This window comes from Streptomyces sp. NPDC050535, assembly GCF_044457665.1.
In the GTDB taxonomy this organism is placed as follows: Bacteria; Actinomycetota; Actinomycetes; order Streptomycetales; family Streptomycetaceae; genus Streptomyces.
This window is the reverse complement of sequence record NZ_JBITHE010000001.1, coordinates 636010-655786: the sequence shown is the minus strand read 5'-3', so window position 1 is coordinate 655786 and position 19777 is coordinate 636010. Positions and strand designations below refer to the sequence as shown.

At 70.2% G+C, this 19777-nt stretch carries 15 protein-coding genes; 7 read left to right on the top strand and 8 right to left on the bottom strand.

All coding sequences use genetic code 11. The annotated features are described in order from the left end of the window. Positions 1-219: 219 nt before the first annotated feature. The 3 genes from ACIBLC_RS02760 (at position 220) to ACIBLC_RS02750 (ending at position 3078) form a co-directional block, all read left to right on the top strand. Positions 220-1416 (top strand): JmjC domain-containing protein, encoded by a 1197-nt coding sequence (locus ACIBLC_RS02760; RefSeq protein WP_399208804.1) that lies wholly within the window; start codon positions 220-222, stop codon positions 1414-1416. A 4-nt stretch (positions 1417-1420) separates the two neighbouring features. Then, the gene (locus ACIBLC_RS02755; RefSeq protein WP_399208803.1) at positions 1421-2794 is read left to right on the top strand and encodes a hypothetical protein; all 1374 of its coding nucleotides are present in this window, start codon (positions 1421-1423) and stop codon (positions 2792-2794) included. Positions 2795-2928: 134 nt separating this feature from the next. Then, positions 2929-3078 (top strand): hypothetical protein, encoded by a 150-nt coding sequence (locus ACIBLC_RS02750; protein ID WP_399208802.1) that lies wholly within the window; start codon positions 2929-2931, stop codon positions 3076-3078. Positions 3079-3850: 772 nt separating this feature from the next. Here ACIBLC_RS02750 and dnaK read toward each other — a convergent pair. Continuing rightward, positions 3851-5761 carry a molecular chaperone DnaK gene (gene dnaK / locus ACIBLC_RS02745; protein ID WP_399208801.1) on the bottom strand — a complete coding sequence of 637 codons (1911 nt, stop codon included), beginning with the start codon at positions 5759-5761 and terminating at the stop codon, positions 3851-3853. A gap of 222 nt (positions 5762-5983) precedes the next feature. Continuing rightward, positions 5984-6412 (bottom strand): OsmC family peroxiredoxin, encoded by a 429-nt coding sequence (locus tag ACIBLC_RS02740; RefSeq protein ID WP_399208799.1) that lies wholly within the window; start codon positions 6410-6412, stop codon positions 5984-5986. A gap of 156 nt (positions 6413-6568) precedes the next feature. Here ACIBLC_RS02740 and ACIBLC_RS02735 point away from each other — a divergent pair, with 156 nt between their 5' ends. Together ACIBLC_RS02735 and ACIBLC_RS02730 are read left to right on the top strand one after the other, a co-directional pair. Further along, positions 6569-7354: a hypothetical protein gene (locus tag ACIBLC_RS02735; protein ID WP_399208798.1), complete on the top strand. Its 786-nt coding sequence runs from the start codon at positions 6569-6571 to the stop codon at positions 7352-7354. Continuing rightward, entirely contained in the window at positions 7344-9845 is a 2502-nt protein-coding gene (locus ACIBLC_RS02730) for a VWA domain-containing protein (protein WP_399208797.1), read from the top strand. The genes ACIBLC_RS02735 and ACIBLC_RS02730 overlap by 11 nt, the downstream gene beginning before the upstream one ends. A gap of 16 nt (positions 9846-9861) precedes the next feature. Here ACIBLC_RS02730 and ACIBLC_RS02725 read toward each other — a convergent pair whose 3' ends face one another. The 4 genes from ACIBLC_RS02725 to ACIBLC_RS02710 form a co-directional block, all read right to left on the bottom strand. After that, on the bottom strand, positions 9862-11598 hold the full coding sequence (locus ACIBLC_RS02725; RefSeq protein WP_399209266.1) for a hypothetical protein: 1737 nt from the start codon (positions 11596-11598) through the stop codon (positions 9862-9864). Positions 11599-11663: 65 nt separating this feature from the next. Then, positions 11664-12725 (bottom strand): ATP-binding protein, encoded by a 1062-nt coding sequence (locus tag ACIBLC_RS02720; protein ID WP_399208796.1) that lies wholly within the window; start codon positions 12723-12725, stop codon positions 11664-11666. Positions 12726-12887: 162 nt separating this feature from the next. After that, positions 12888-14975, bottom strand: a complete 2088-nt coding sequence (locus ACIBLC_RS02715; protein ID WP_399208794.1) for a phage holin family protein — start codon at positions 14973-14975, stop codon at positions 12888-12890. Positions 14976-15092: 117 nt separating this feature from the next. Then, positions 15093-15560 (bottom strand): hypothetical protein, encoded by a 468-nt coding sequence (locus tag ACIBLC_RS02710; protein WP_399208793.1) that lies wholly within the window; start codon positions 15558-15560, stop codon positions 15093-15095. Positions 15561-15644: 84 nt separating this feature from the next. On the opposite strand from ACIBLC_RS02710, the gene ACIBLC_RS02705 reads away from it, so the two are divergent. Further along, the gene (locus ACIBLC_RS02705; protein ID WP_399208792.1) at positions 15645-16418 is read left to right on the top strand and encodes an MBL fold metallo-hydrolase; all 774 of its coding nucleotides are present in this window, start codon (positions 15645-15647) and stop codon (positions 16416-16418) included. A 100-nt stretch (positions 16419-16518) separates the two neighbouring features. After that, the gene (locus ACIBLC_RS02700) at positions 16519-17142 is read left to right on the top strand and encodes a DedA family protein (protein WP_399208791.1); all 624 of its coding nucleotides are present in this window, start codon (positions 16519-16521) and stop codon (positions 17140-17142) included. 91 nt (positions 17143-17233) lie between these two features. Here the strand turns inward: ACIBLC_RS02700 and ACIBLC_RS02695 are convergent, their stop codons facing one another. Both ACIBLC_RS02695 and ACIBLC_RS02690 read right to left on the bottom strand, forming a co-directional pair. Beyond that, on the bottom strand, positions 17234-18361 hold the full coding sequence (locus ACIBLC_RS02695) for an MBL fold metallo-hydrolase (protein ID WP_399208789.1): 1128 nt from the start codon (positions 18359-18361) through the stop codon (positions 17234-17236). Further along, entirely contained in the window at positions 18358-19605 is a 1248-nt protein-coding gene (locus ACIBLC_RS02690) for an aminotransferase class I/II-fold pyridoxal phosphate-dependent enzyme (RefSeq protein WP_399208788.1), read from the bottom strand. Before ACIBLC_RS02690 ends, ACIBLC_RS02695 begins: the two co-directional genes overlap by 4 nt. Between the last annotated feature and the right edge of the window lie 172 nt (positions 19606-19777).

Genomic DNA, 19777 nt, shown 5'->3' with positions numbered 1-19777 from the left:
CCTACGGTCATGGAGGTCGGATTGGGGATCAAGAATCGCGCGGAGAGTGACGCTCCGCCTCCTCAGCTCAATGAGCCGGAAGAGCCACAGCTACTAATATCGATCGACGCCATCCCACAGGCGGCGAACCGGGTGGACATGGTCACCACCGACACGTACATCGAGGGGCAGTAGGGGGATCACGTGACGCGTGTCAAGTTGTCCGCATTAATCTCCCCGATGACAACCGAAGAATTCTTTCGGGATATTTTCGGTAAGCAGCACGCGCACTTCCCGGGCAAACCGGACCGGTTTGCCCACCTCTTAACCTGGCAGCGGCTCGATTTGCTTCTGACCAAGTCCCGGCTGACCTACCCTCAGCTTCGCTTGGCGAAGGAAGGAACGGTGCTCGAACCCGATTCCTTCATGCGGTATTCGAAGACCAACCGAGGCCTGGAAGTAGCCCGAGTCGACCCTGCGCTGTTGACCCGCAAATTCCGGGAGGGCGCGACGGTCGTCATCAGTTCTGTCGACGAACTGGACGAGCCGGTGGAGGATCTCGCCAGCGCTCTTGAGGCCGAACTCGGGGTCCGCGTCTCGGTGAACGTGTACGCCTCGTTCGGCGAATTACCGGGTTTCACGAATCATTGGGACGATCACGACGCCCTGGTCATACAGGTCGACGGCGACAAGGAATGGTTAGTCCACGGAATGTCGCGGGCGTGGCCGCTTTTCCGGGACGTCGAGCATAATCCGCTACCAACATCCGGCCCATTGGCGCGTTACGTGACGCACCCTGGTGATGTGCTATACATCCCGCGGGGGTGCTGGCACGAGGCGAAACCGATCGGTAAGGCATCGCTGCACCTAACCTTCGGCTTTATGCGGCCGACGGGAATCGACTTCATCGTCTGGCTGTCCGACTTCCTCCGCGGCCACGAGGGCTTCCGGGCCAGTGTGCCGCACCGGTCAACACAGGAGTTCGCACAGTTCGAGGAGGAACTGCTGCGTCAGTTGCGGGAAGAGTTGCGACCAGGTGTATTGGAGCAATTCCTGGAGGACCGGGACGCCACGGCACCGGCACGCACCGCAGCCAATCTGCTGTGGGGCTTGGACCCGGACGACGGCGACGGCGAGTTCACCTGCAGGCTGCTGGCCTCACGTGCCTACGTCGAGGACGACCCTGGGACGCCCGGCGAACACGTCCTATACGCGGGTGGACAGCGGATCCAGTTGTCCGACGTCGCCAAACCCCTGACGCGACTCCTGCTGGACGGCGAATGGCACAGCTGCGCGGAGATGCTCTCCCACTGCGACGGCCGTATCGATCGGGGATCCGTCGTCCACCTCGTGAAGGAGTTGCACGACACCGGGCTGCTGGCCGTACGTCCGCACCCTGGCCGGGATCCACGGGACACACCGGCGAATCCGGGGTGATCAGATGCCGAACTCGACGCTGCTCGCCCAGCGGATGGCCGAACTGGGCCTGACCTATCAGGGACTCGCTCAGCGCATCTTCGAGAACAGCGGAAGAACGATGCGGCCGGATCCCTCCCTGGTGTGGCGGTGGATGAACGGAAAGACGCGACCGGGAAATGGGTACGTCACCCACCTCGCACAGGTACTAGGGGTGGAACAAGACGTATTGAAGGCCGACTTCTCGAAAGAGCGCCCAAGGGAGAGCCGACCTGGAACAGATCATGGAGCCGGGTCGCCGGTGGTGGCCCGCACTCTCAGGGAAGCGAGAGACGCGGTGAGGCGTCGGAATTTTTTGAAGAGCGGGATCGGCATGGCGGCCTGGGGACTGGGCGGGGGAAAACTCGAACCCATCTCGCCCGAGGCTCTCAGACTCGCCGAGATCACCGGATCCTCCGAGGTCAGCGATGGCAGCATCGACGCGATCGGCATCCTCGTCGATCACTTCGCCGGCAACTTCACCCGCTACGACCAGCGCGAGATCATCAAGGAACTCGTGCCATACGTGGGGAAGCTCACGGACGCGCTGAGCGGGCCGCTGGCATGCAAGAAACGTGGCGAACTGTGTCTCAGCGGTGCACGAATGGCGGGACTGCTGGGCCGCGCCAGCCGCTCCATCGGTCGGCTCGACGACGCACGCCTCTACTTCGGCAGCTCCTTCTACTTGGCCGAGGAGATTAACCACCATGACATGATGTCGTGGACCACGCTCGAAGAAGCGACCATGTACTACCAGGCTGGTGCCCCGCAGGCGGCCCACCAACTGGTGGAGGCCGCCCTTCCGTACTCGCATGCCGGGAACCTGGTGCAGGTGCTGAGCTTGCAGGCGCGCACCAGCGCGCTGCTCAGCATGCCCCACGAAGCCGTCAAGGCGATCTCCGAGACCGAGCGCAGGATCGGCGCCATCAGGCCGGACGAGGACTCCGACCTACAGAACGTCGTCTTCAACGGGTGGGGCACCTCGCCTAGCATGCACGCCTTGGGGCGGGCGTGGCTGTGGCTCGGCAGGTCCAGGGAAGCCAGCGAGTTCGGCGCCCAGGCCATGCGCACCGCCGATCAGGCGACGAGCATGTGGAGGCACCAGAACCACGCGCAGGGCCAGCTGGTTCTGGCCGGATCCCTGGCACAGGCCGGCGAGCCGGAAGAGGCCTGCCGCCTCGCCGAGAGCGTTCTGTCGACGTTGCATCACTCTGCATACATCCTGATCACACAGTCGACAGATCTCATGCAATACCTGCAGGAACACCAGGAAATGGATGCAGTGCAACACCTCGCATCGATGCTCACCGTGTACAGGTCTCCTGCAAACCCACAGCATGGAAATATAATCTCTAGCTGACGCACTGCAACAAATAGAACATCGAATGCATTCGAGATCGAAATGCATAATCGTTGCCTGCAAAGATTGACAATGGATTCACCTACCTCCAGCGGTCTACCGTGATGCACGTCAAAGGCTCTCGGAGGTGGGATATGAAAAAGCTGTCGGCATGGCGGCGGAGGTTCTCGAAAATCAATGCGGGCGGACTTGTCGGGAAAGTCATCCAAGGACTTGCCGCGGGTGGCGCCAGGGCGTTCGTCAGCTGGTTCCTGGACGGAAACGGCGACGACTTCCTGACGTAGGAGACGCACTGGCCGCTAGGTCGCGTCTTTAAAAGATCTTGAGTGGCGAATCATGGTTGGGCGATACGTCGCCACGAACTGTGCGACGCCGAGTGGGAGTGCGTCGGGCCGCTGCCGCCTGTGTCCTCCGGGGCAGCCCAGGCACACCCCGACGCGGCTGGGGACATCGACTGACTGGTGTCGGTCGATTCCACCGTCGTCCGTGGCCAGCAGCACGCCGCGAGGCTCGAACAGGGGCCCCGAAGTCCCAGCCTCGGACGCTCCCGAGGTGGCCTGACCAGAACAGAATCCACCCGACCTGCGACGGTGCTGGCCGCCCGCTTCAGCCTCACGGGCGGCAACACCAACGACCACCCCAGTTCACCGTCGCGACGGAAGCGCTACGAGTGCCCCACCGGGGCCCGGGACGGCCCCGGATACGGGCCACCCACGTCCTGGGCCCCAAGGGCTACGGATCCCAGGTCATCCGCACCTGACTGGGCGGCGGGACATCAGCCACACCATTCCCAAGCGGGTCGACCAGGTCCGCAACCGGCTCAGACGCGGCGGCCGCGGCGAGCACCGCCAGTCTTCGACGAGCAGTTCCACAAGCAACGCAACGTGATGGAACGGTGCTTCAACCGCCTGGAGCAGTCGTGCGGCATCGCTGCCGCTGTGAGCGTGACATTTAAAGACAACTCTTACGAGCTCGTGCATGGTTGGCGGTGACAAGATATGGCCCCGAGCCCCACCGAAATCCTTGACGTATCACTACCAACCGTGCGCGAGCCCGTTAGGCAGTGCCGCCCTTCGCGTCCCGGCCCCTGTCCGCGTCTCCTCCCCTTTCCCGCTCCTCGTCCACGATCTCCGCGTCCACCACGCCCTCCTCGTCGTTCGGGGCCTGCTCGGTGGCCGGTTCCCGCGGAGGTGCCTGCTGGGCCTGCTGGGCCTGCTGGGCCTGGGCGTACATGGCCTGCCCCATCCGCTGGCTCACCATGGCGAGCTTCTCGACGCCGGCCCGCAGCGCGCTCGTGTCGGCGGGATCCTCCAGAAGCGTTTTCAGCTCCGCGATCGCCTCCTCGACCTCCGGCTTCGTCTCGGACGGGATGCGCTCCTCGTTCTCCTGCATGAACCTCTCGGTCTGGTAGACGAGTTGCTCGGCCTGGTTGCGGGTCTCGGCGGCCTCGCGGCGGGCGTGGTCCTCGTCGGCGTACTGCTCGGCCTCGCGCATCATGCGGTCGATGTCGTCCTTGGGGAGCGCGGAGCCGCCGGTGACGGTCATCTTCTGTTCGCGCTCCGTCGCGAGGTCCTTCGCGGAGACGTGCATGATCCCGTTGGCGTCGATGTCGAAGGCGACCTCGATCTGCGGGACCCCGCGCGGCGCGGGCGGCAGCCCGGTGAGGTCGAAGACACCGAGCTTCTTGTTGTACGCCGCGATCTCGCGCTCGCCCTGGTAGACCTGGATGCCGACCGAGGGCTGGTTGTCCACGGCGGTCGTGAAGATCTCCGAACGCCGGGTCGGGATCGTGGTGTTGCGCTCGATGAGCTTGGTCATGATGCCGCCCTTGGTCTCGATACCCAGGGACAGCGGGGTGACGTCGAGCAACAGGACGTCCTTGACGTCACCGCGGATGACACCCGCCTGAAGCGCTGCGCCCACGGCGACGACCTCGTCCGGGTTGACGCCCTTGTGCGGGTCCTTGCCGGTGAGTTCCCTCACCAGGTCGGTGACGGCGGGCATCCGGGTCGAGCCGCCGACCAGGATGACACGGTCCACGACGGACAGTTGCACGCCCGCGTCCTTCACCGCCTGGTGGAAGGGGTTCTTGCAGCGGTCGAGCAGGTCGGCGGTCAGCTCCTGGAACTGAGCGCGCGTCAGTTTCTCGTCCAGGTGCAGCGGGCCGTCGCCGGTGGCGGTGATGTAGGGCAGGTTGACGGTGGTCTCGGTGGAGCTGGACAGTTCGATCTTGGCCTTCTCGGCGCCCTCGCGCAGCCGTTGCAACGCCATCTTGTCGTGTCCGAGGTCGATGCCGTGCGCGACCTTGAACCGCTGGGCGAGGTGCTCGACGACCCGCTGGTCCCAGTCGTCGCCGCCCAGTTTGGTGTCACCGTTGGTCGCCTTGACCTCGATGACACCGTCGCCTATCTCCAGCAGCGAGACGTCGAAGGTCCCGCCGCCCAGGTCGAAGACGAGAACGGTCTGCTCCTCGCCGCGGTCGAGCCCGTACGCGAGGGCGGCGGCCGTCGGTTCGTTGATGATCCGCAGAACTTTGAGGCCCGCGATCTCACCGGCCTCCTTGGTGGCCTGGCGCTGCGCGTCGTCGAAGTGGGCGGGCACCGTGATCACGGCGTCCGTGACGTCCTCGCCGAGGTAGGCCTCGGCGTCCCGTTTCAGCTTCTGGAGCACGCGCGCGGCCAACTCCTGTGCGCGGTACCGGGTGCCGTCGATGGCGCCCGTCTCCGGGAAGCGCCAGTTCGAATCACCCATGTGCCGCTTCGCGGAACGCGCGGTGCGCTCCACGTTCGTCACGGCCTGCCGTTTGGCGACCTCGCCGACGAGCACCTCGCCGTTCTTGGCGAAGGCCACCACGGAGGGCGTGGTGCGCGCGCCCTCCGCGTTGGCCACGACCGTGGGGTCGCCGCCCTCCAGAACAGCGACCACGGAGTTCGTCGTACCGAGATCGATCCCGACCGCACGTGCCATGTCCGTCCCCTTCCGCCCGGTTCTGCCGCCCTCCAGCACAAAACTTGAGTGCGCATCTGTCAATGGGGCGGACGCCCCGCGCGAGTCCGGACATGGACCCGCACGGGCCAGGGGATGAGCCCCGCGCGGGCGCGGCCATGGGTCCCGCACGAGCCCGGGCATGACGGCGCCGCGGCCCCTGGGGGACCGCGGCGCCGTGCTGCCTTCGGGGCTTGCGGGCCGTCAGGACAGCTTCGCCGACAGTGTGATCGTCGTGCCGCTGAGCGCCTGGCTGACCGGGCAGTTCTTCTTGGCGTCCTCGGCCGCGGCGGCGAAGGCGTCCGCGTCGATACCCGGCACCGTGCCCTCCACGTTCAGGTGGATGCCGGTGATGCCCTCGCCCGGCTGGAAGGAGACGTCGGCGGAGGTGACGAGCTTGGTGGGCGGGGTGCCGGCCCCCGCGAGGGCGTGCGAGAACGCCATGGAGAAGCAGCTGGAGTGGGCGGCCGCGATCAGCTCCTCGGGGCTGGTCTTGCCGTTCGCGTCCTGGGAGCGCGACGCCCACGTCACGGGCTGCTCGTCGATGGCGCCGGAGGAGTCGAAGGTGACGACGCCCTTGCCCTCGAGCAGGTTGCCTTCCCAGACGGTGTGTGCAGAGCGCGTGGTTGCCACGATGTGTCCTTTCGGGTGTGGTCCCGCTACCGGGTTCCGTGTTGCCCATCCGATCACACCTTGGGCCGGTGCACGCGTCTGATGGGGCCGCGACCTGCCGGACCGTACCTGTGACTTTCCCTGCCGAAAGCCACGAAGAGGCCCTACAGTCCAGTCATGGTCGAACTCTTCCAAGTCCTCGGGGGAATCGCGGGATTTGGCGGGATCGCACTCGGCGTCCTGTATCTGCTCTACCGGGACTTCGTACGCGACATCATCCGCACCAAGATGTTCCGGACACTCACCTCGGCCCAGGCGACCGCACTCTTCGGCGCCGTCATCGTGCTCGCCTTCAGCGTCGCGATCCTCGGGATCTTCGCCACGCTCGCCGAGAGCGAGGGCATACAGCAGTTCCTCGTGCTCGTCGGCATGCTGCTGCTGTTCCTGCTCGCCGTGGTGTTCGTCGCGGCCCGCGTGGTCACCGGCCCGCGTGCGCGTCCCCGTCGCGATGGCGCCGGGACGGCGAAGGTCGAACGGTCACTCACCACCGTACGCAGGCATGTGGCCCTCAATGAGCCGGACCAGGCCGAGCGCGCCCTTGAGGCCTCCGGAGCGGACCGGGAATCGGAGGAGTTCTGGTACTGGAAGGCCCGGATCGCCCTGATCCGCTCCAACTTCACCGTCGCCTCCGGATACGTCGAGGAGGCGCTGAAGCTCGACGCCCGCAATCCGCACGGCCTCGCCCTGAAGATCACCCTGCTGCTCCTGGCCAACGACCCGGCACAGCGCGACCGGGCCGCCCGGCTGGCCGAGGAGAACACCGGGCTCAGCGCCGAACTCGATGCCTGGCTGCGCCGGTTGAGGGCCGAGGGGATGTTCGACGGTGGAGTACGCACCCGCAGCGAGCTGGAGGCCCGGTGCCCGCTTCCCACCCGTACGACGGAGAGTGCACATGCCGAGTGATGAGAACGCCGTGGCCGCCGGCCGGCAGGCCGTCCTGTACGTCGGGCCTCCCGCGGTCACCGACGGGGACGACGCCGCCTTAGGCCGGCTGACCGCCGAGGCCGAACGGCGTGCCGCCGCGCTGGGGCTGACGCCGCTGGAGCCGGTCGCACGGACCGCGGCCGAGGCCGACGCGTTGCTCGCGGCGCATCCCGATGCCGTGGTCGTGGTTCATCCGGGTGAGGCGCCGGTCCTGCCTGCCGGCGAGCCGGGCACCAGGCTCTGGGACTTCCTGCGGGGCGGCGCGGAACTGCGCCTGTGCGACCTCTCGGTCACCGGCGCCGCGCCTCCGCCGCCACCCCTGCCGCAGTGGTACCAGGGACCATCGGCGCTCCTGCTGGTCGAACTGATTCATCCAGGCGTGCCTCTGGGCGCGGACCACCGCTCCCTGTACGAACGGCGCGAGAGGGAGTGCCGGGCCTACGCGTCGCTCCTAGGGCTGCGGGTCTCGACGGTGAGCATCAGTGCCCTCTCGGAGTCCCCGCCCGCGTACGACCGGCAGCTCACCGTCATCGTTCACCCGCAGGTCACCGCTCCGGACGCCGGGACCCCGGACGGGTTGCTGTGGCGGTGGCTGCGGCAGGGTCGGGGGATCCACTCGGGGTGTTGGGTGGAGCCGGACTTGTCCCCGAGGTACGCCGGAGGCGAGCCAACCACGGTCCACGTGGAGGGAACCCCGGCTTACTACAGTGATCACCTGTCGATGGACAGGGAGCATCTGGCTCGTCTCACGACAACCGACTCCTATGACGATGTCCCGAGCTTCGAAACGGACTTCCGCCTCAGAAGCAGAGCCACCACCAGGCACTACGGAGCGCCCGCGAGCAGCCCCGCCCAGCCCTTCTTCTCACCCCCCGGCGGCCCCGCCCCCACCCCCCGCGACACCACGCAGCCCCTCCCCCACGACGGCCTCTTCATCCGCCGCAACAACGCCTTCGGCACTCGTTCGGTCCTCGGCGCGAAGGACCTCATCGAGCAGGGCGTGATCATCGGGCAGGATCAGATCAGGTTCGACGACTTCGTGGCGTCCCGTACCGATCAGGTGCCGGGTCCTGGACCCGGGGAAGCCGTCGCGGTGAGTCATGGACTCGCCGCCGTGCCGGGTGAGTTCAAGGCCAACGAGGCGACGACGCACTTCGTGGAGATCACTCTCAAGGCCGGTGCGGCCCCGCCCGAGGACACTCCCGCCGGCGAACCCCTCCCGGTGAACTTCGTCTTCGTCGTCGACATCAGCGGCTCGATGACGGGCGAGAAACTCGACACCGTGAAGTCGGCGCTCCAGACCATCTACCGCGAACTGCGGCCGGCGGACTGCCTGGGCATCATCACCTTCGACCACAACGTACGCACCGTCCTGCCGGCCGTCGCCAAGAAGGACCTGCCGGCGGACCGCTTCTCGGCAGTGGTGTCCGGACTGACTCCGCAGGGCGCGACCGACATCAACCTCGGGGTGCAGTACGGGATCGACGAGATCAGCCGCAACTCCCGCAACGGGCGGACCATCAACTGCCTGTACCTGTTCTCGGACGGCGACCCGACCTCCGGCGAACTGGACTGGATCAGGATCCGCACGAACATCGCGGCCAAGATGCGCGGCGACCTCACGCTGTCCTGCTTCGGTTTCGGCTCCGACGCCCGGATGCCCGAACTGGCCGCGCTCGCCGGGCTGGCGGGCGGCAACTCGACCTTCGTCACCCGTCCCGAGCAGGTCGGGGCGGATCTGCTCGGCGACCTGAGCCGGCGCGACCACCTCGCCGCCATCGACATCCAGCTCAGACTGGACATCGACCCCGGGGTGGAGATCCGGCACCTGTACGGGCACGACCTGATCACCGACCCCCGGGCGCGCGCCGCGGTGCACCGCGAGGCGGGGCAGGCGGCCGGTCTGGCGCGGGAGAACTACGGCGCCGAGGCACTGCCCGACATCATCACCGACGAGAAGGGTGTCCGGATCTTCGCGCCCGACCTGGCGTTCGAGGAGACGTACTGGGTGGTCCTCGAGGTCAGGGTGCCGCCGGGACGTGCGCTGTCGGAACTGGGCACGGCGACCGTGCAGTACGTGGACACCGTGGCGCGCGAGGGCCGTCGGCACGAGATCGACCTGGCCGCGGCGCTCACCCTCTCCGAGGAGACGGTGACGGTGCACGCGGTCGGTCTGTGGACCAGCGAGGTCACCTTCTACGCGCTGGACGACCTCTACGACCGCGACCGGGAGGCGGCGAAGGACCGGCTGCTCCGCCATCTCCGGGCACTGGAGGCGGCACACAGCCACCTGCCGGCCAAGGAGTTCAAGGACGACCAGGTGACGCTGCGCAAGTTCATGACGCTCGCGGAGACGCTGGGCACCATGGTCTCCTTCAGCGACGCGTCGCACAGTCCCGGCTTCGCGCCCGGCGTCCGCACGATGAACGCCTTCGGCAGGATGCGCTCCGGGTTCTGGCCGCAGTACTGAGGCGGCGCGCCCGGCCTCAGCTCACCCGGAACACCGGCCCCCGCGCCGTGAACGGCAGCCGGGCACCCTGCGGAATCAGGTAGGCGTGCTCGCGGCGCACCCGCAGGACGTCGCACCAGCCGTCCGTGATGACCAGGACGGGCGCGCCGGGCGGGAAGTCGTCCGAGCGGAGCAGCAGGTCGATGCCGGGCTGGAGGACCGTACCGCCGCGACCGCGCACCCGCACGCGGCCGGCGATCTCCGTCACCGGGAGATAGCCGGCGTCGTGCGGGGCGGCGTCGCAGAAGACGACGCGGGCGGCCGGTACGTCGCGGGCCTCGGCGTAGGAGGCGATGGCGCCGAGCGCCTTGCCGAGCAGGGTGCGGTCCATGGAGGCGGAGGTGTCGAGGACCACGCCGAAGGTGCAGCGGGCGATCTCCTCGGGCGGGAAGTAGCGGCCGGCGCGTGGGATGTCGGGGGTCGCCGCCTGGCGACGCGAGGGACGCGCGTATGTCCGCAGCGGCTCGGGGCGGGGCACGAACTCGTCGAACCAGCGGGCCAGTTGGGCGTCCCAGTCCAGCGGTGGATGGCTGAGGGCGCGGATCTCCTCGACCAGGCCACCGGGCAGGAAGCCGCGCTCCTGCCGCTGGTGCAGGTCAAGTCCCTGGCCCAGGCCTCGGCGGTAGAACTCGTCGAGGTCGACGTAGTCACGGGGTGAGCCGAGCGGGCCGCCGAGCATGTCGCCGACGCCTTTGCCGCGCAGTGTGGACAGGCGCCGCATCCGGCGCAGGTCCGTCGCGATCCGGTCGTACACCTCCTCCGCCGACAGATCCCTCAACTCCTTGTCGTACAGCAGCCCTTCGGGCATCGAGCCGACGTGCATCTCGCACAGCCAGCCGTTGATGACGTAGTCCGCGGCGATGTTGAAGAGGTACGGGTCACGGGTGCCGCAGCGGTCGCTGTGGCGCAGGGCGGCGTGCAGCATCTCGTGGGCGAGGACGAACCGCCATTCCTCGTCGTCGAACTCGCGCAGCGGGTTGATGTAGATCTCGGCCGCCTCCGCGTCGACCGCGGCGACGGAGATGCCGTGGGCGCGGGCGAGTTCGGCGTCGGCGACGACGGTGATGCCGGCCGCGATGCCGCCGAGAAGGGGGTAGGAGGACACGAACCAGCTCAGCGCCTTCTCCCAGGGCTGCAGCCGGGTGGGTCCGCCGCGCATGGAGGCGCGGCGGCCGCCCGCCATGTCCATCGCCGCGGCCATCGTGCGGGTCAGCGCGTGCGCGAAGGCGAGCTGCCAGTCGGGCACGGTGCCGCCGCTCCAGGTGTGCCAGGTCACCAGGAGCTGGTCCGGCTCACCGCCCGCCGTACCGCACCGCTCGTACGCCGCCGGAATCCCGTCACGGCGCCAGCGCGCGGCGAGCTGCTCCTCGTCGCCGTCGGGATAGGAGTCCGGCAGGTCCTCGGGGGTCAGCCCGACCGGGAAACCGAGCAGGAAGCGGTTGACGACGGCGCAGCGGGCGGCGAGGTCGAAGCGGTCGGGCTGTACCCGCTCGCCGGTCGCCGCCGGGACATGGCCGAAGCCGAGGTGGATGATGCCGTGCGCGGCGGCCCACGCCCAGGCGGCGGGGTCGGCGCGGCGGGTGGGGTGCATGTGGAGCACGCCGCTGGAGTCGACGCGGACGAGGCCGTCGCGGGGGCCCGCCGGGCAGTCCTTCTGCCGGCAGGTGCTGAACCCGATGGCGGCCAGCGCGCGGTTGGCCCGCACCAGCCGCATCCCCTCCGCGAAGGCCTCGGCGGCCGGATCCGGCTTCTCCTTCTCCCCCTGCCTGCGCTTGCCGCTCACCGCCGCGCCTCCACCAGCCTCGGCATGTCCCGCGCGGCCTCGACCAGGAACCACGCGGGCAGTACGGGATTGCCGTCGCCGTCGGCGGCGATGACGCTCTGGGCGACCTCGACGGAGATCTCGGCGAGCTGCACCAGCAGCGACTTGGCGCGGAAGGCGGTCTGCCGCCCGTGCTCCGAGGTGTGTTCCTTGCTGGCGGGCAGTTCCTTGACGAGACGGCCGCGGAAGGACTCGGCGAGGTAGTAGAGCAGGTCGCGGTCCTCCAGCCGGCTCGGCCAGCGGGCCTCGCCCTTGATGATGGCCTCGATGCCGAACCTGCTGCGCACGATCTTGACGTAGCCGCAGAAGGCGACCGCGTGCGCGGGCGTCAGCGTGCCGTGCGCGATCACCTTCAGGGTGTCCTCGTCGAGGGCGGGCCCGAAGGAGCGCAGGGCGTCGGAGAGCATGTGCCAGGAGCGGGGCGTGGAGAAGGGCTCCTCCGTCTTGGGCGGCTTGGACCACAGGTGGTCCGGGCGGTCGGTGAGATGGTCGAGGATCCACGGGTGGATGTCGTTGGCGGCGGCCCACACCAGCCAGTCCTTCGGAGACGCCTCCAGGTGCACATGGGCGAGGCGGTTGATCAGCGCGGAGGCGATCGGCCTGGCCAGCGCGTTGTCCGTCGAGCGGTTGCCCGCGCCGATGACGATCGAGCCCGGCGGCAGTTCGTAGTTGCCGATACGGCGGTCCAGGATCAGCGAGTAGAACGCCTTCTGCACGTCGGGCGTCGCCGCGTTCAGCTCGTCCAGGAACAGGCAGTACGGCTCGTCGCGGGCGATCGCCTCCGGCGGGCAGAACACCGAGCGCCCGTCCCGGATCTGCGGGACCCCGATGAGGTCCTCCGGCGCGAGCTGGGTGCCGAGCAGGCTCACGCACTCGAGGCCGAGCGACTCGGCGAACTCCCTTACCAGGGACGACTTCCCGATGCCGGGAGCGCCCCAGATGAAGACCGGCCGCACGGTCGCGAGACCGAGCAGCAGCTCCGGTATCCGGGCGGGAGTGACGGTGACGGCTGCCTGCACGCAGGAACTCCTGAGGGTGTCCGTGGGGCGCGCGGGTGCGCGATGTCCGATACGGACAGTCTGTGCGCGGGAGTCCGTTCACGCAGCCCATTTTCCGGCGTGCGCGGCGAGCTCTTACGGCGTGTGCGGCGAGCTCTTCCGGCGTGCGCGGCGGGCGCAGGATCAGGCGGCCCGCTCGTTCGGCCGGGCCGGCAGCGGTACCTGCGGCCCGTCGCACTCGCGCAGCCAGCGCCGCAGTACGTGGTGCACCTGCTCCGCGCCGACCAGTTCCGCGCCGTCCTCGACCGGCGCGGACAGCGCGACTGGTGACAGCAGGAAGGGCCGTCCCTGGGCGCCGCCGAGCCCGCCGTGCGAGCCGATCTGCTCCTCGAAGGCGAGGACTTCGCCCTCCGCGGGGTCGTACCAGGAGTTGACCATGATGTCGGCGACGTGCGGAAAGGAGTGGGTCCTTCGGACGACGTCCGCGGCTCCGGGTCCGAAGTCGGCGAGCGGGCCGGGGTGTTCGTCGTCGAGCTCGTCCAGCGGAACCTCCGCCCCGTGCGCGCCGATGACGAGCCCTCCGTACTCCTCGCTGCGTACGAGGAGGAAGCCGACGCCGGGATGGTTGGCGAGCGTGGACAGCAGCGCGGGGTGGCGCCGGTCGATCTCCTCGCGGCTCATCCGGTGCGGCACGTCGGGGAAGGAGATCAGGCCGAGGTTGCCGGAGGCCAGCACGATCGGCTCGGAGCGGTGCCGCGCGGGCGGGTGCTGGGCGCCGCCCTCCTCGACGGGCCTGCGCAGCGCGGCCCGCACCGCCGCCCGCGCCTCGGCGCCGCTGTGGGTGCGCCGTGCTCTGCGCGGCACGGGCAGTCCGCAGCCGGCCCGGACCAGATTGGTGAGGGTGAGCCCGTAACGGGTCAGGAACGTTTCGCCGGGGCTCTGGCCGTGGTCGGAGAGCAGCACGATCCGGTACGGCCGCGGCGCGTGGTCGGCGACCTTCGCGATCAGCGCGATCGAGCGGTCGAGCCGCGCCAGGACCTTCTCGGCGTCCCGGCCGCGCGGCCCGGAGTGGTGCGCCACCTCGTCGTACCCCACCAGGTCGGCGTAGACGGAGCTGCGTCCGGACAGCATGTCGCCGATCACCGCGGTGACGACGACGTCGCGCTCGATGACCGTCGCGAAGGCGCGGATGAGGGGGTACAGACCGCCGCGCTTGACGCGTGGCCGCCGCTTCTCCAGCCGCCCCCGGGTGGACGAGGTGATCTCCCGGAAGACCTCGGCGACGAAGGACATGGCCGTACGGACGGCGTTGGCGGGGTCGATGAAGTACGTGAGGTAGCCCGCCCGGGAGCGGTTCTCACGGCCCCTGCGCGCGGACACGGACAGCACGAGGGCCAGTTGGTCGGCGCCGCCGCTGAAGAGGTTGCCGCGGCTGGCGCCGTCGGCGCTGAGCAGTCCCCCGTCGCCGGTGTACTCGACGGCCCGGCGCTGGAGTTCGGCGGCGCTGCTGGGCCGGTTGCAGACCATGACCTCGTGGCTGTCCTTCTCGTACCACCTGAAGGCCGGGACGTCGTGGTTGCTGCCGTGCAGGATGCCGAGCTGGCTGGCGCCGGTCTGACTGGACCAGTCGGTGCGCCAGGGGGTGAGGCGGTGGGTGGCGCGGGTGCCCGCCGGGCCGCCGCCGAGCCACTGGGCGACGGTCGGCATGAGTCCCTTGCCGACGGCCTCCCGCAGTACGTCGTGGCCGACCCCGTCGAGCTGGAGGAAGACGGCGGCGGGGGTCGAGGGGCCGGACCGCCCGTCGGTGCGTCTGCGGCGGCGGTCGGCAAGGCGGTACAGCCTGCGCCGGTAGGCGTCGTCGTCCCGGACGGCGAGGGCACCGCCGGTGGCCGAGGCGACCGCGGACATCACCGCGGCGACGACCACGGCGGTCTCCGGCGCGGCCTCGCCCCGCCCGGAGGGGTTTATCCGCAGGGCGATCAGCAGCAGGGAGCCGTTGAGGAAGAAGACGAGCAGTCCGAGTACGAGCGCGGGGACCAACAGCAGCGCCCTGACGAGCAGCGGCCACACCAACGACGAGAGCAGACCGAAGACGCCGGCGCCGACCACCGCGGTGACGGCGATCCGGGTCGCGCTGTCACCGGTGTCCGACTGGAGCTGGAAGTCGGGCAGCGCTCCGGCGAGGACGAGCATCGTGACCGTGGACACGGCCCACACCGCGATACTCCGCCACAGCCCGCTGAGGATCCTGCGCCAACGCCCGCCACCCACGCCCTGCCCGCCTCACGTCCCGGCCCGCCCGGTCCGCGAAGCCTGCTCCCACCCTGTCACAACGGGCGGGGGGCACCGATCATCACCGGATCACGGGCCGGATCGCAGGTCAACGGCTCACCGGCCGTCGTACCCGGCCGTCGGCATCGACAGACGGCGGTGCACACGGGCCTTCATCTGCGCGTCGTACGAGGGTTCCGCGCTGCCGACGGTCTCGACCCGTACGCCGCGGCGTACGCACTCGGCGGTGAACTCGTCGACCGAGGCGAGGGCGCGCTCCAGGACGCGGTGGCTGGGTGCCACGAACAGGTCGACGAGGCCCGCCTCGACGTCGGCCCACAGGGTGCGGTGGTCGGGACGCAGGCCTCGTACGAGAAGTTCCCGTGTGACGACATGACCGTGTTCGGCGGCCCAGCGGGCGCACATCGCGTGCTGGCTGCGGGAGTCGACCAGGAACGGGTCGACGTCCAGTTCCTCCAGGGGCGTCAGGCTCGCGATCGCCGTCACGCGCAGCGAGAGGGTTCCCGCCCTGCCGGGCGGGAACCCGAGGGCGTGTGTGCCGGTGGCACCGCGCGCTTCTCCCATGGCGTCCCCCTCACCTCCGGGTTTCGTCGCCGACCCTACTCCTGCCCGTAGGCTCGGGGGGAGTCGCGCGAAGGAGGCAAAGAAGTGCCGGTGGAGATCACCTGGTGGGGGCATGCCACCTGCACGCTGGAGGACTCCGGCACACGTGTGCTCACGGACCCGCTGTTCGCGCGCCGGCTCGCGCACCTCAGGCGCAGGCGCGGGGCGCCGCCCCCTGCCGCGGCCGCGGTGGCCGACGTGGTGCTCGTCTCCCATCTGCACTCCGACCACCTGCATCCGCCCTCGCTGGCGCGGCTCGCGCCGGGGACCCGTCTGCTGGTGCCCCGGGGGGCCCCGCGCGCGGTGCCCGCGCTGCGCAGGCTGGACCATCTGCGGGTCACCGAGGTGGCGCCCGGCGACCGGACGGACGTCGGTGACCTGGTCGTACGGACCGTGTCGGCCCACCATGACGGGCGGCGGCTGCCGGTCGGTCCGCACCGGGTACCCGCCCTGGGCTTCGTGGTCGAGGGCGAGGCACGCACGTACTTCGCCGGGGACACCGGGCTGTTCGACTCGATGGCCGAGGAGGTCGGACCGGTCGACGTGGCATTGCTGCCGGTCGGCGGATGGGGTCCGTATCTCGGGGAAGAACACCTGGACGCGGGGCGCGCGGCCGAGGCGCTCGTCCGGCTGATGCCCCGCAGCGCTGTGCCGGTGCACTACGGCACGTATTGGCCGATCGGAATGGATGCCGTGCGCCCCCATGAATTCCACGCGCCGGGCGCGGAGTTCGTGCGCCTCGCCGCCGAGCGCGCCCCCCAGGTCGCGGTGCACCTGCTCGGCCACGGCGAGAGCGTACGGCCGGAGGTCGCGCGGTGACGGTCCTGTCCGCCGCGACCGTGGTGGTCGCGAGTCCGGGTGTGCGTCCGGCTCTGGTGGCCGCGAGCCGGTGCGCGCGTCCCGCCCCGGGGGTGGTCCGGTGAGTTTCCTGGCCGCGGCCTCGACCACGTCGCCGGAGACCGCGCAGCAGGCGATCGGGTATCCCACGCTCTTCGTGCTGGTGCTGATCGGGGCGCTGGTGCCGGTGGTGCCGACGGGTGCGCTGGTGAGTTCGGCGGCCGTGGTGGCCTTTCACCAGACGGCGCCGTTCGCGATGCTGCTGGTCTTCGGGGTGGCGGCGCTCGCCGCGTTTCTCGGTGATGTCGCGCTGTACTGGCTGGGTCGGCGCGGGATGCACTCCAAGAACGGCTCCCGCTGGCTGGAGGCCCTGCGCTCCCGCGCCCCCGAGGAGCGGCTCGCGCAGGCCCAGGAGAAACTGGGCGACCACGGCATAGCCGTACTCGTCCTGTCCCGTCTCGTCCCGGCCGGCCGCATCCCGGTGATGCTCGCCTGCCTGCTGGCGAAGATGCCGCTGCGCACCTTCGCCCGCGGCGACGTACCCGCCTGTCTGGCCTGGGCGGCCACCTACCAACTCATCGGTGTCCTGGGCGGTTCCCTCTTCAGCGAGCCCTGGGAGGGGGTATTGGCGGCGGTGGTCCTGACGGTGGTGATCGGCCTGCTGCCCAGCTTGTGGAAGAGGGTGCGCAGGGCCGCGCCCCAGTAGGGCGGGCAGCCTCCCCGCAGCGCGCCGTCCCCGCGGAGCACCGTCCGCGCCGAGCAGCGTCCCTGCGGAGCACGCTGCCCGCAGCGCGCCGTCACCCCAGCACCCGGGAACCCCCCACCGGCAGGTCCCACAGGTCATCGCGGTCGAGACCCGCCTTCTCCCAGGCCGCCCGGACCCGGGCCAGCGGTTCGAGGACCGGCTCGGCGGAGAGGACGAAGGTCCCCCAGTGCATGGGGGCCATCCGGCGGGCGCCGAGATCGACGTACGCGCGGACCGCCTCCTCCGGATCGCAGTGCACGTCGCTGAGCCACCACCGGGGGTCGTACGCGCCGATGGGCAGCAGCGCGAGGTCGATGCCAGGGTGACGTCGGCCGATGTGGGCGAACCAGTGGCCGTATCCCGTGTCGCCCGCGAAGTACACGCGCGGTCCGTCGGGCGCGGTGAGGACCCAGCCGCCCCAGAGCGTGCGACAGGTGTCGGTGAGGCTGCGCTTGGACCAGTGGTGGGCGGGGACGAAGTCGAAGCGGACGCCGTCCAGTTCGGCGGCCTCCCACCAGTCGAGCTCGGTGACCTGGGTGAACCGGCGTCGTCTGAACCAGGGTGCGAGCCCGGCCGGCACGAACACCGGTGTGTCGCGCGGGAGTCGGCGCAGGGTCGGCGCGTCCAGGTGGTCGTAGTGGTTGTGGCTGATGACGACCGCGTCGATGGGTGGCAGGGCGCTCCAGGCCACGCCGACGGGTGTGATCCGGGCGGGCGTACCGAGGATCTTGCGGGACCAGACCGGGTCGGTGAGAACGGTGAGCCCGCCGATCCGGATCACCCAACTCGCGTGCCCCGCCCAGGAGACGGCGACGGTGTGCGCGCCGACCCGCGGCAGCGGCCCGGGCTCGAACGGCAGTGCCGGGATGTCGGCGAGACCGGCGGGCCCCGGCCGCAGCGCCCCCTCGCGGGCGAACCGGGCGAGAGAGCGCAGCCCCGGCAGCGGCGCCGTCAGCCGGTCCACGAACGACCGTGGCCAGACACGCCGTTCGCCGAGCGGACGTGGCTCGGCGAGCGGAGCGGGAGGGGACAGGGACGAGAGGGACGGCAGCGGGGGCAGGTCGGCTCCGGGCTGCGCCGATGCCGGGGCCGGAGCCGGGGCGGACGCCGGATCGTCCCCGTCCCGAGTGGCCGTGGAGGTCGTAGAGCTGCTCGTGGTCGTCTCGGACTGCTGCGTCATCGAGGAGGCTCCCATCGCTGAGCGTCGTCTCGGAGATCGTCGAAGGCCGACTCCAACAGGGTCAACGCGCGTTGCACATGCGGCGGTTCCAGCGTGGGGGGAGCGGTGAGGCATTCCGCCCGCTCCTCGTCGGTCGCGCCGAGCAGCGGGCTGGTGGCCAGCCGCACCCGGAGCGCGGCGAGTTCGTCACCGAACCGGTGGCCGCCGGGCGCGGGCAGGCCGAGCCGGGTGGTGAGGAAGTCCTCCAGATCCTGCGCGTCACCCACACCGTGGGCGCCGAGTGCGGCGCGCAGCGGTCCGAGGTCCACGTACAGGTGCCTGCCGGCCCGTGGGGGCAGCGCGAGGGCGCCCGAACCGACCACCGCGTGGTGCGCGGCGGCGGCCACGCGCGCGTGCAGGCGTACGGAGGCGGCGAGCCGCGCGGTGACCGCCTCGGGCTCGCCCAGCGCGTACGCGGCGGCCGCGGCGACGGGTTCGGCGACCCGGGCGCCGAGCACGGTGAGCACGTCGAGGACGCGGGCGCGCAGCCGGGCACCGAATTCGTTGTCGGGGAAGCGGGCGACGGCGGCGGGCCAGCCCTGCGGCAGGAAGGGGCCGGCGAGATCGGTGAGGACGGTGACCTCGCCGGGGAGCATCTCGGCGGGGCTGAGCAGCACGGTGTCGTGCGGCTGGTGCAGGGTGTCGCGCCAGGTCTCGTCGCTGACGACGTGGAGTCCCTCGCCCGCCGCCGCCTCGACACTCTCGTGGACCACCTCGGGGGGCGCGACGGTGCCGGTCGGGTCGTCGGCGACGGACAGCACGAGCAGTCTCGGGTCGCCGCCTTCGGCGCGCACTCTGCGTACGGTCTCCAGGAGGGCGTACGGGTCCGGCACTCCGCCGCACTCCGCGGGCGTCGCCACATGGAACACGGACCTTCCCAGCAGGTGCGCCTGCGGCGTCCACCACGCGGCGCACGGCCGCGGTACCAGGACATCGCCGCCGAGGGCGCCGGTCAGCGCGAGGAGCAGCGCGGGGGCGCCCGGGGCCGCGGCCACGCGGTCGGGAGAGGCGGGCAGCCCGCGCCGTATCCAGTAGCCGCAGGCCGCGTGCAGGAGCGCCGGCCCGCCGCCCGGGGGCTCGGCGTCGGAACGGTCCGCGGCGGCGGCGAGCACGGCACGCAGTTCCGGCAGCACGGGCAGCCCCTGATCGGGGAGCGGCGGCCCGTAGCGAACCGGCCCGTGCCCTTCCGGATCCGTCCGCCGCATGGGTGCCTCCGCGCGTTCCGTGGTGCGGTGCTGTGGTGCTGGTGCAGGGTTGTTCGGTGCTGGTTCGGGACTGTGCGGTGCTTGCAGGGCTGTGCCGTGCGGTGCCTGGCGGTCGGTCGTACGGCTTCGCCGCTCCCGTCCCGTACGACGCCACTCCCGTCCCGTACGACCT

Bases quoted from the DNA above. Each gene is read 5' to 3' on its own strand.
- ACIBLC_RS02760 (WP_399208804.1), top strand. From the start codon at position 220: ATGACAACCGAAGAATTCTTTCGGGATATTTTCGGTAAGCAGCACGCG.
- ACIBLC_RS02755 (WP_399208803.1), top strand. From the start codon at position 1,421: ATGCCGAACTCGACGCTGCTCGCCCAGCGGATGGCCGAACTGGGCCTG.
- ACIBLC_RS02750 (WP_399208802.1), top strand. From the start codon at position 2,929: ATGAAAAAGCTGTCGGCATGGCGGCGGAGGTTCTCGAAAATCAATGCG.
- dnaK (WP_399208801.1), bottom strand. From the start codon at position 5,761: ATGGCACGTGCGGTCGGGATCGATCTCGGTACGACGAACTCCGTGGTC.
- ACIBLC_RS02735 (WP_399208798.1), top strand. From the start codon at position 6,569: ATGGTCGAACTCTTCCAAGTCCTCGGGGGAATCGCGGGATTTGGCGGG.
- ACIBLC_RS02730 (WP_399208797.1), top strand. From the start codon at position 7,344: ATGCCGAGTGATGAGAACGCCGTGGCCGCCGGCCGGCAGGCCGTCCTG.
- ACIBLC_RS02725 (WP_399209266.1), bottom strand. From the start codon at position 11,598: ATGCGGCTGGTGCGGGCCAACCGCGCGCTGGCCGCCATCGGGTTCAGC.
- ACIBLC_RS02710 (WP_399208793.1), bottom strand. From the start codon at position 15,560: ATGGGAGAAGCGCGCGGTGCCACCGGCACACACGCCCTCGGGTTCCCG.
- ACIBLC_RS02695 (WP_399208789.1), bottom strand. From the start codon at position 18,361: ATGACGCAGCAGTCCGAGACGACCACGAGCAGCTCTACGACCTCCACG.
- ACIBLC_RS02690 (WP_399208788.1), bottom strand. From the start codon at position 19,605: ATGCGGCGGACGGATCCGGAAGGGCACGGGCCGGTTCGCTACGGGCCG.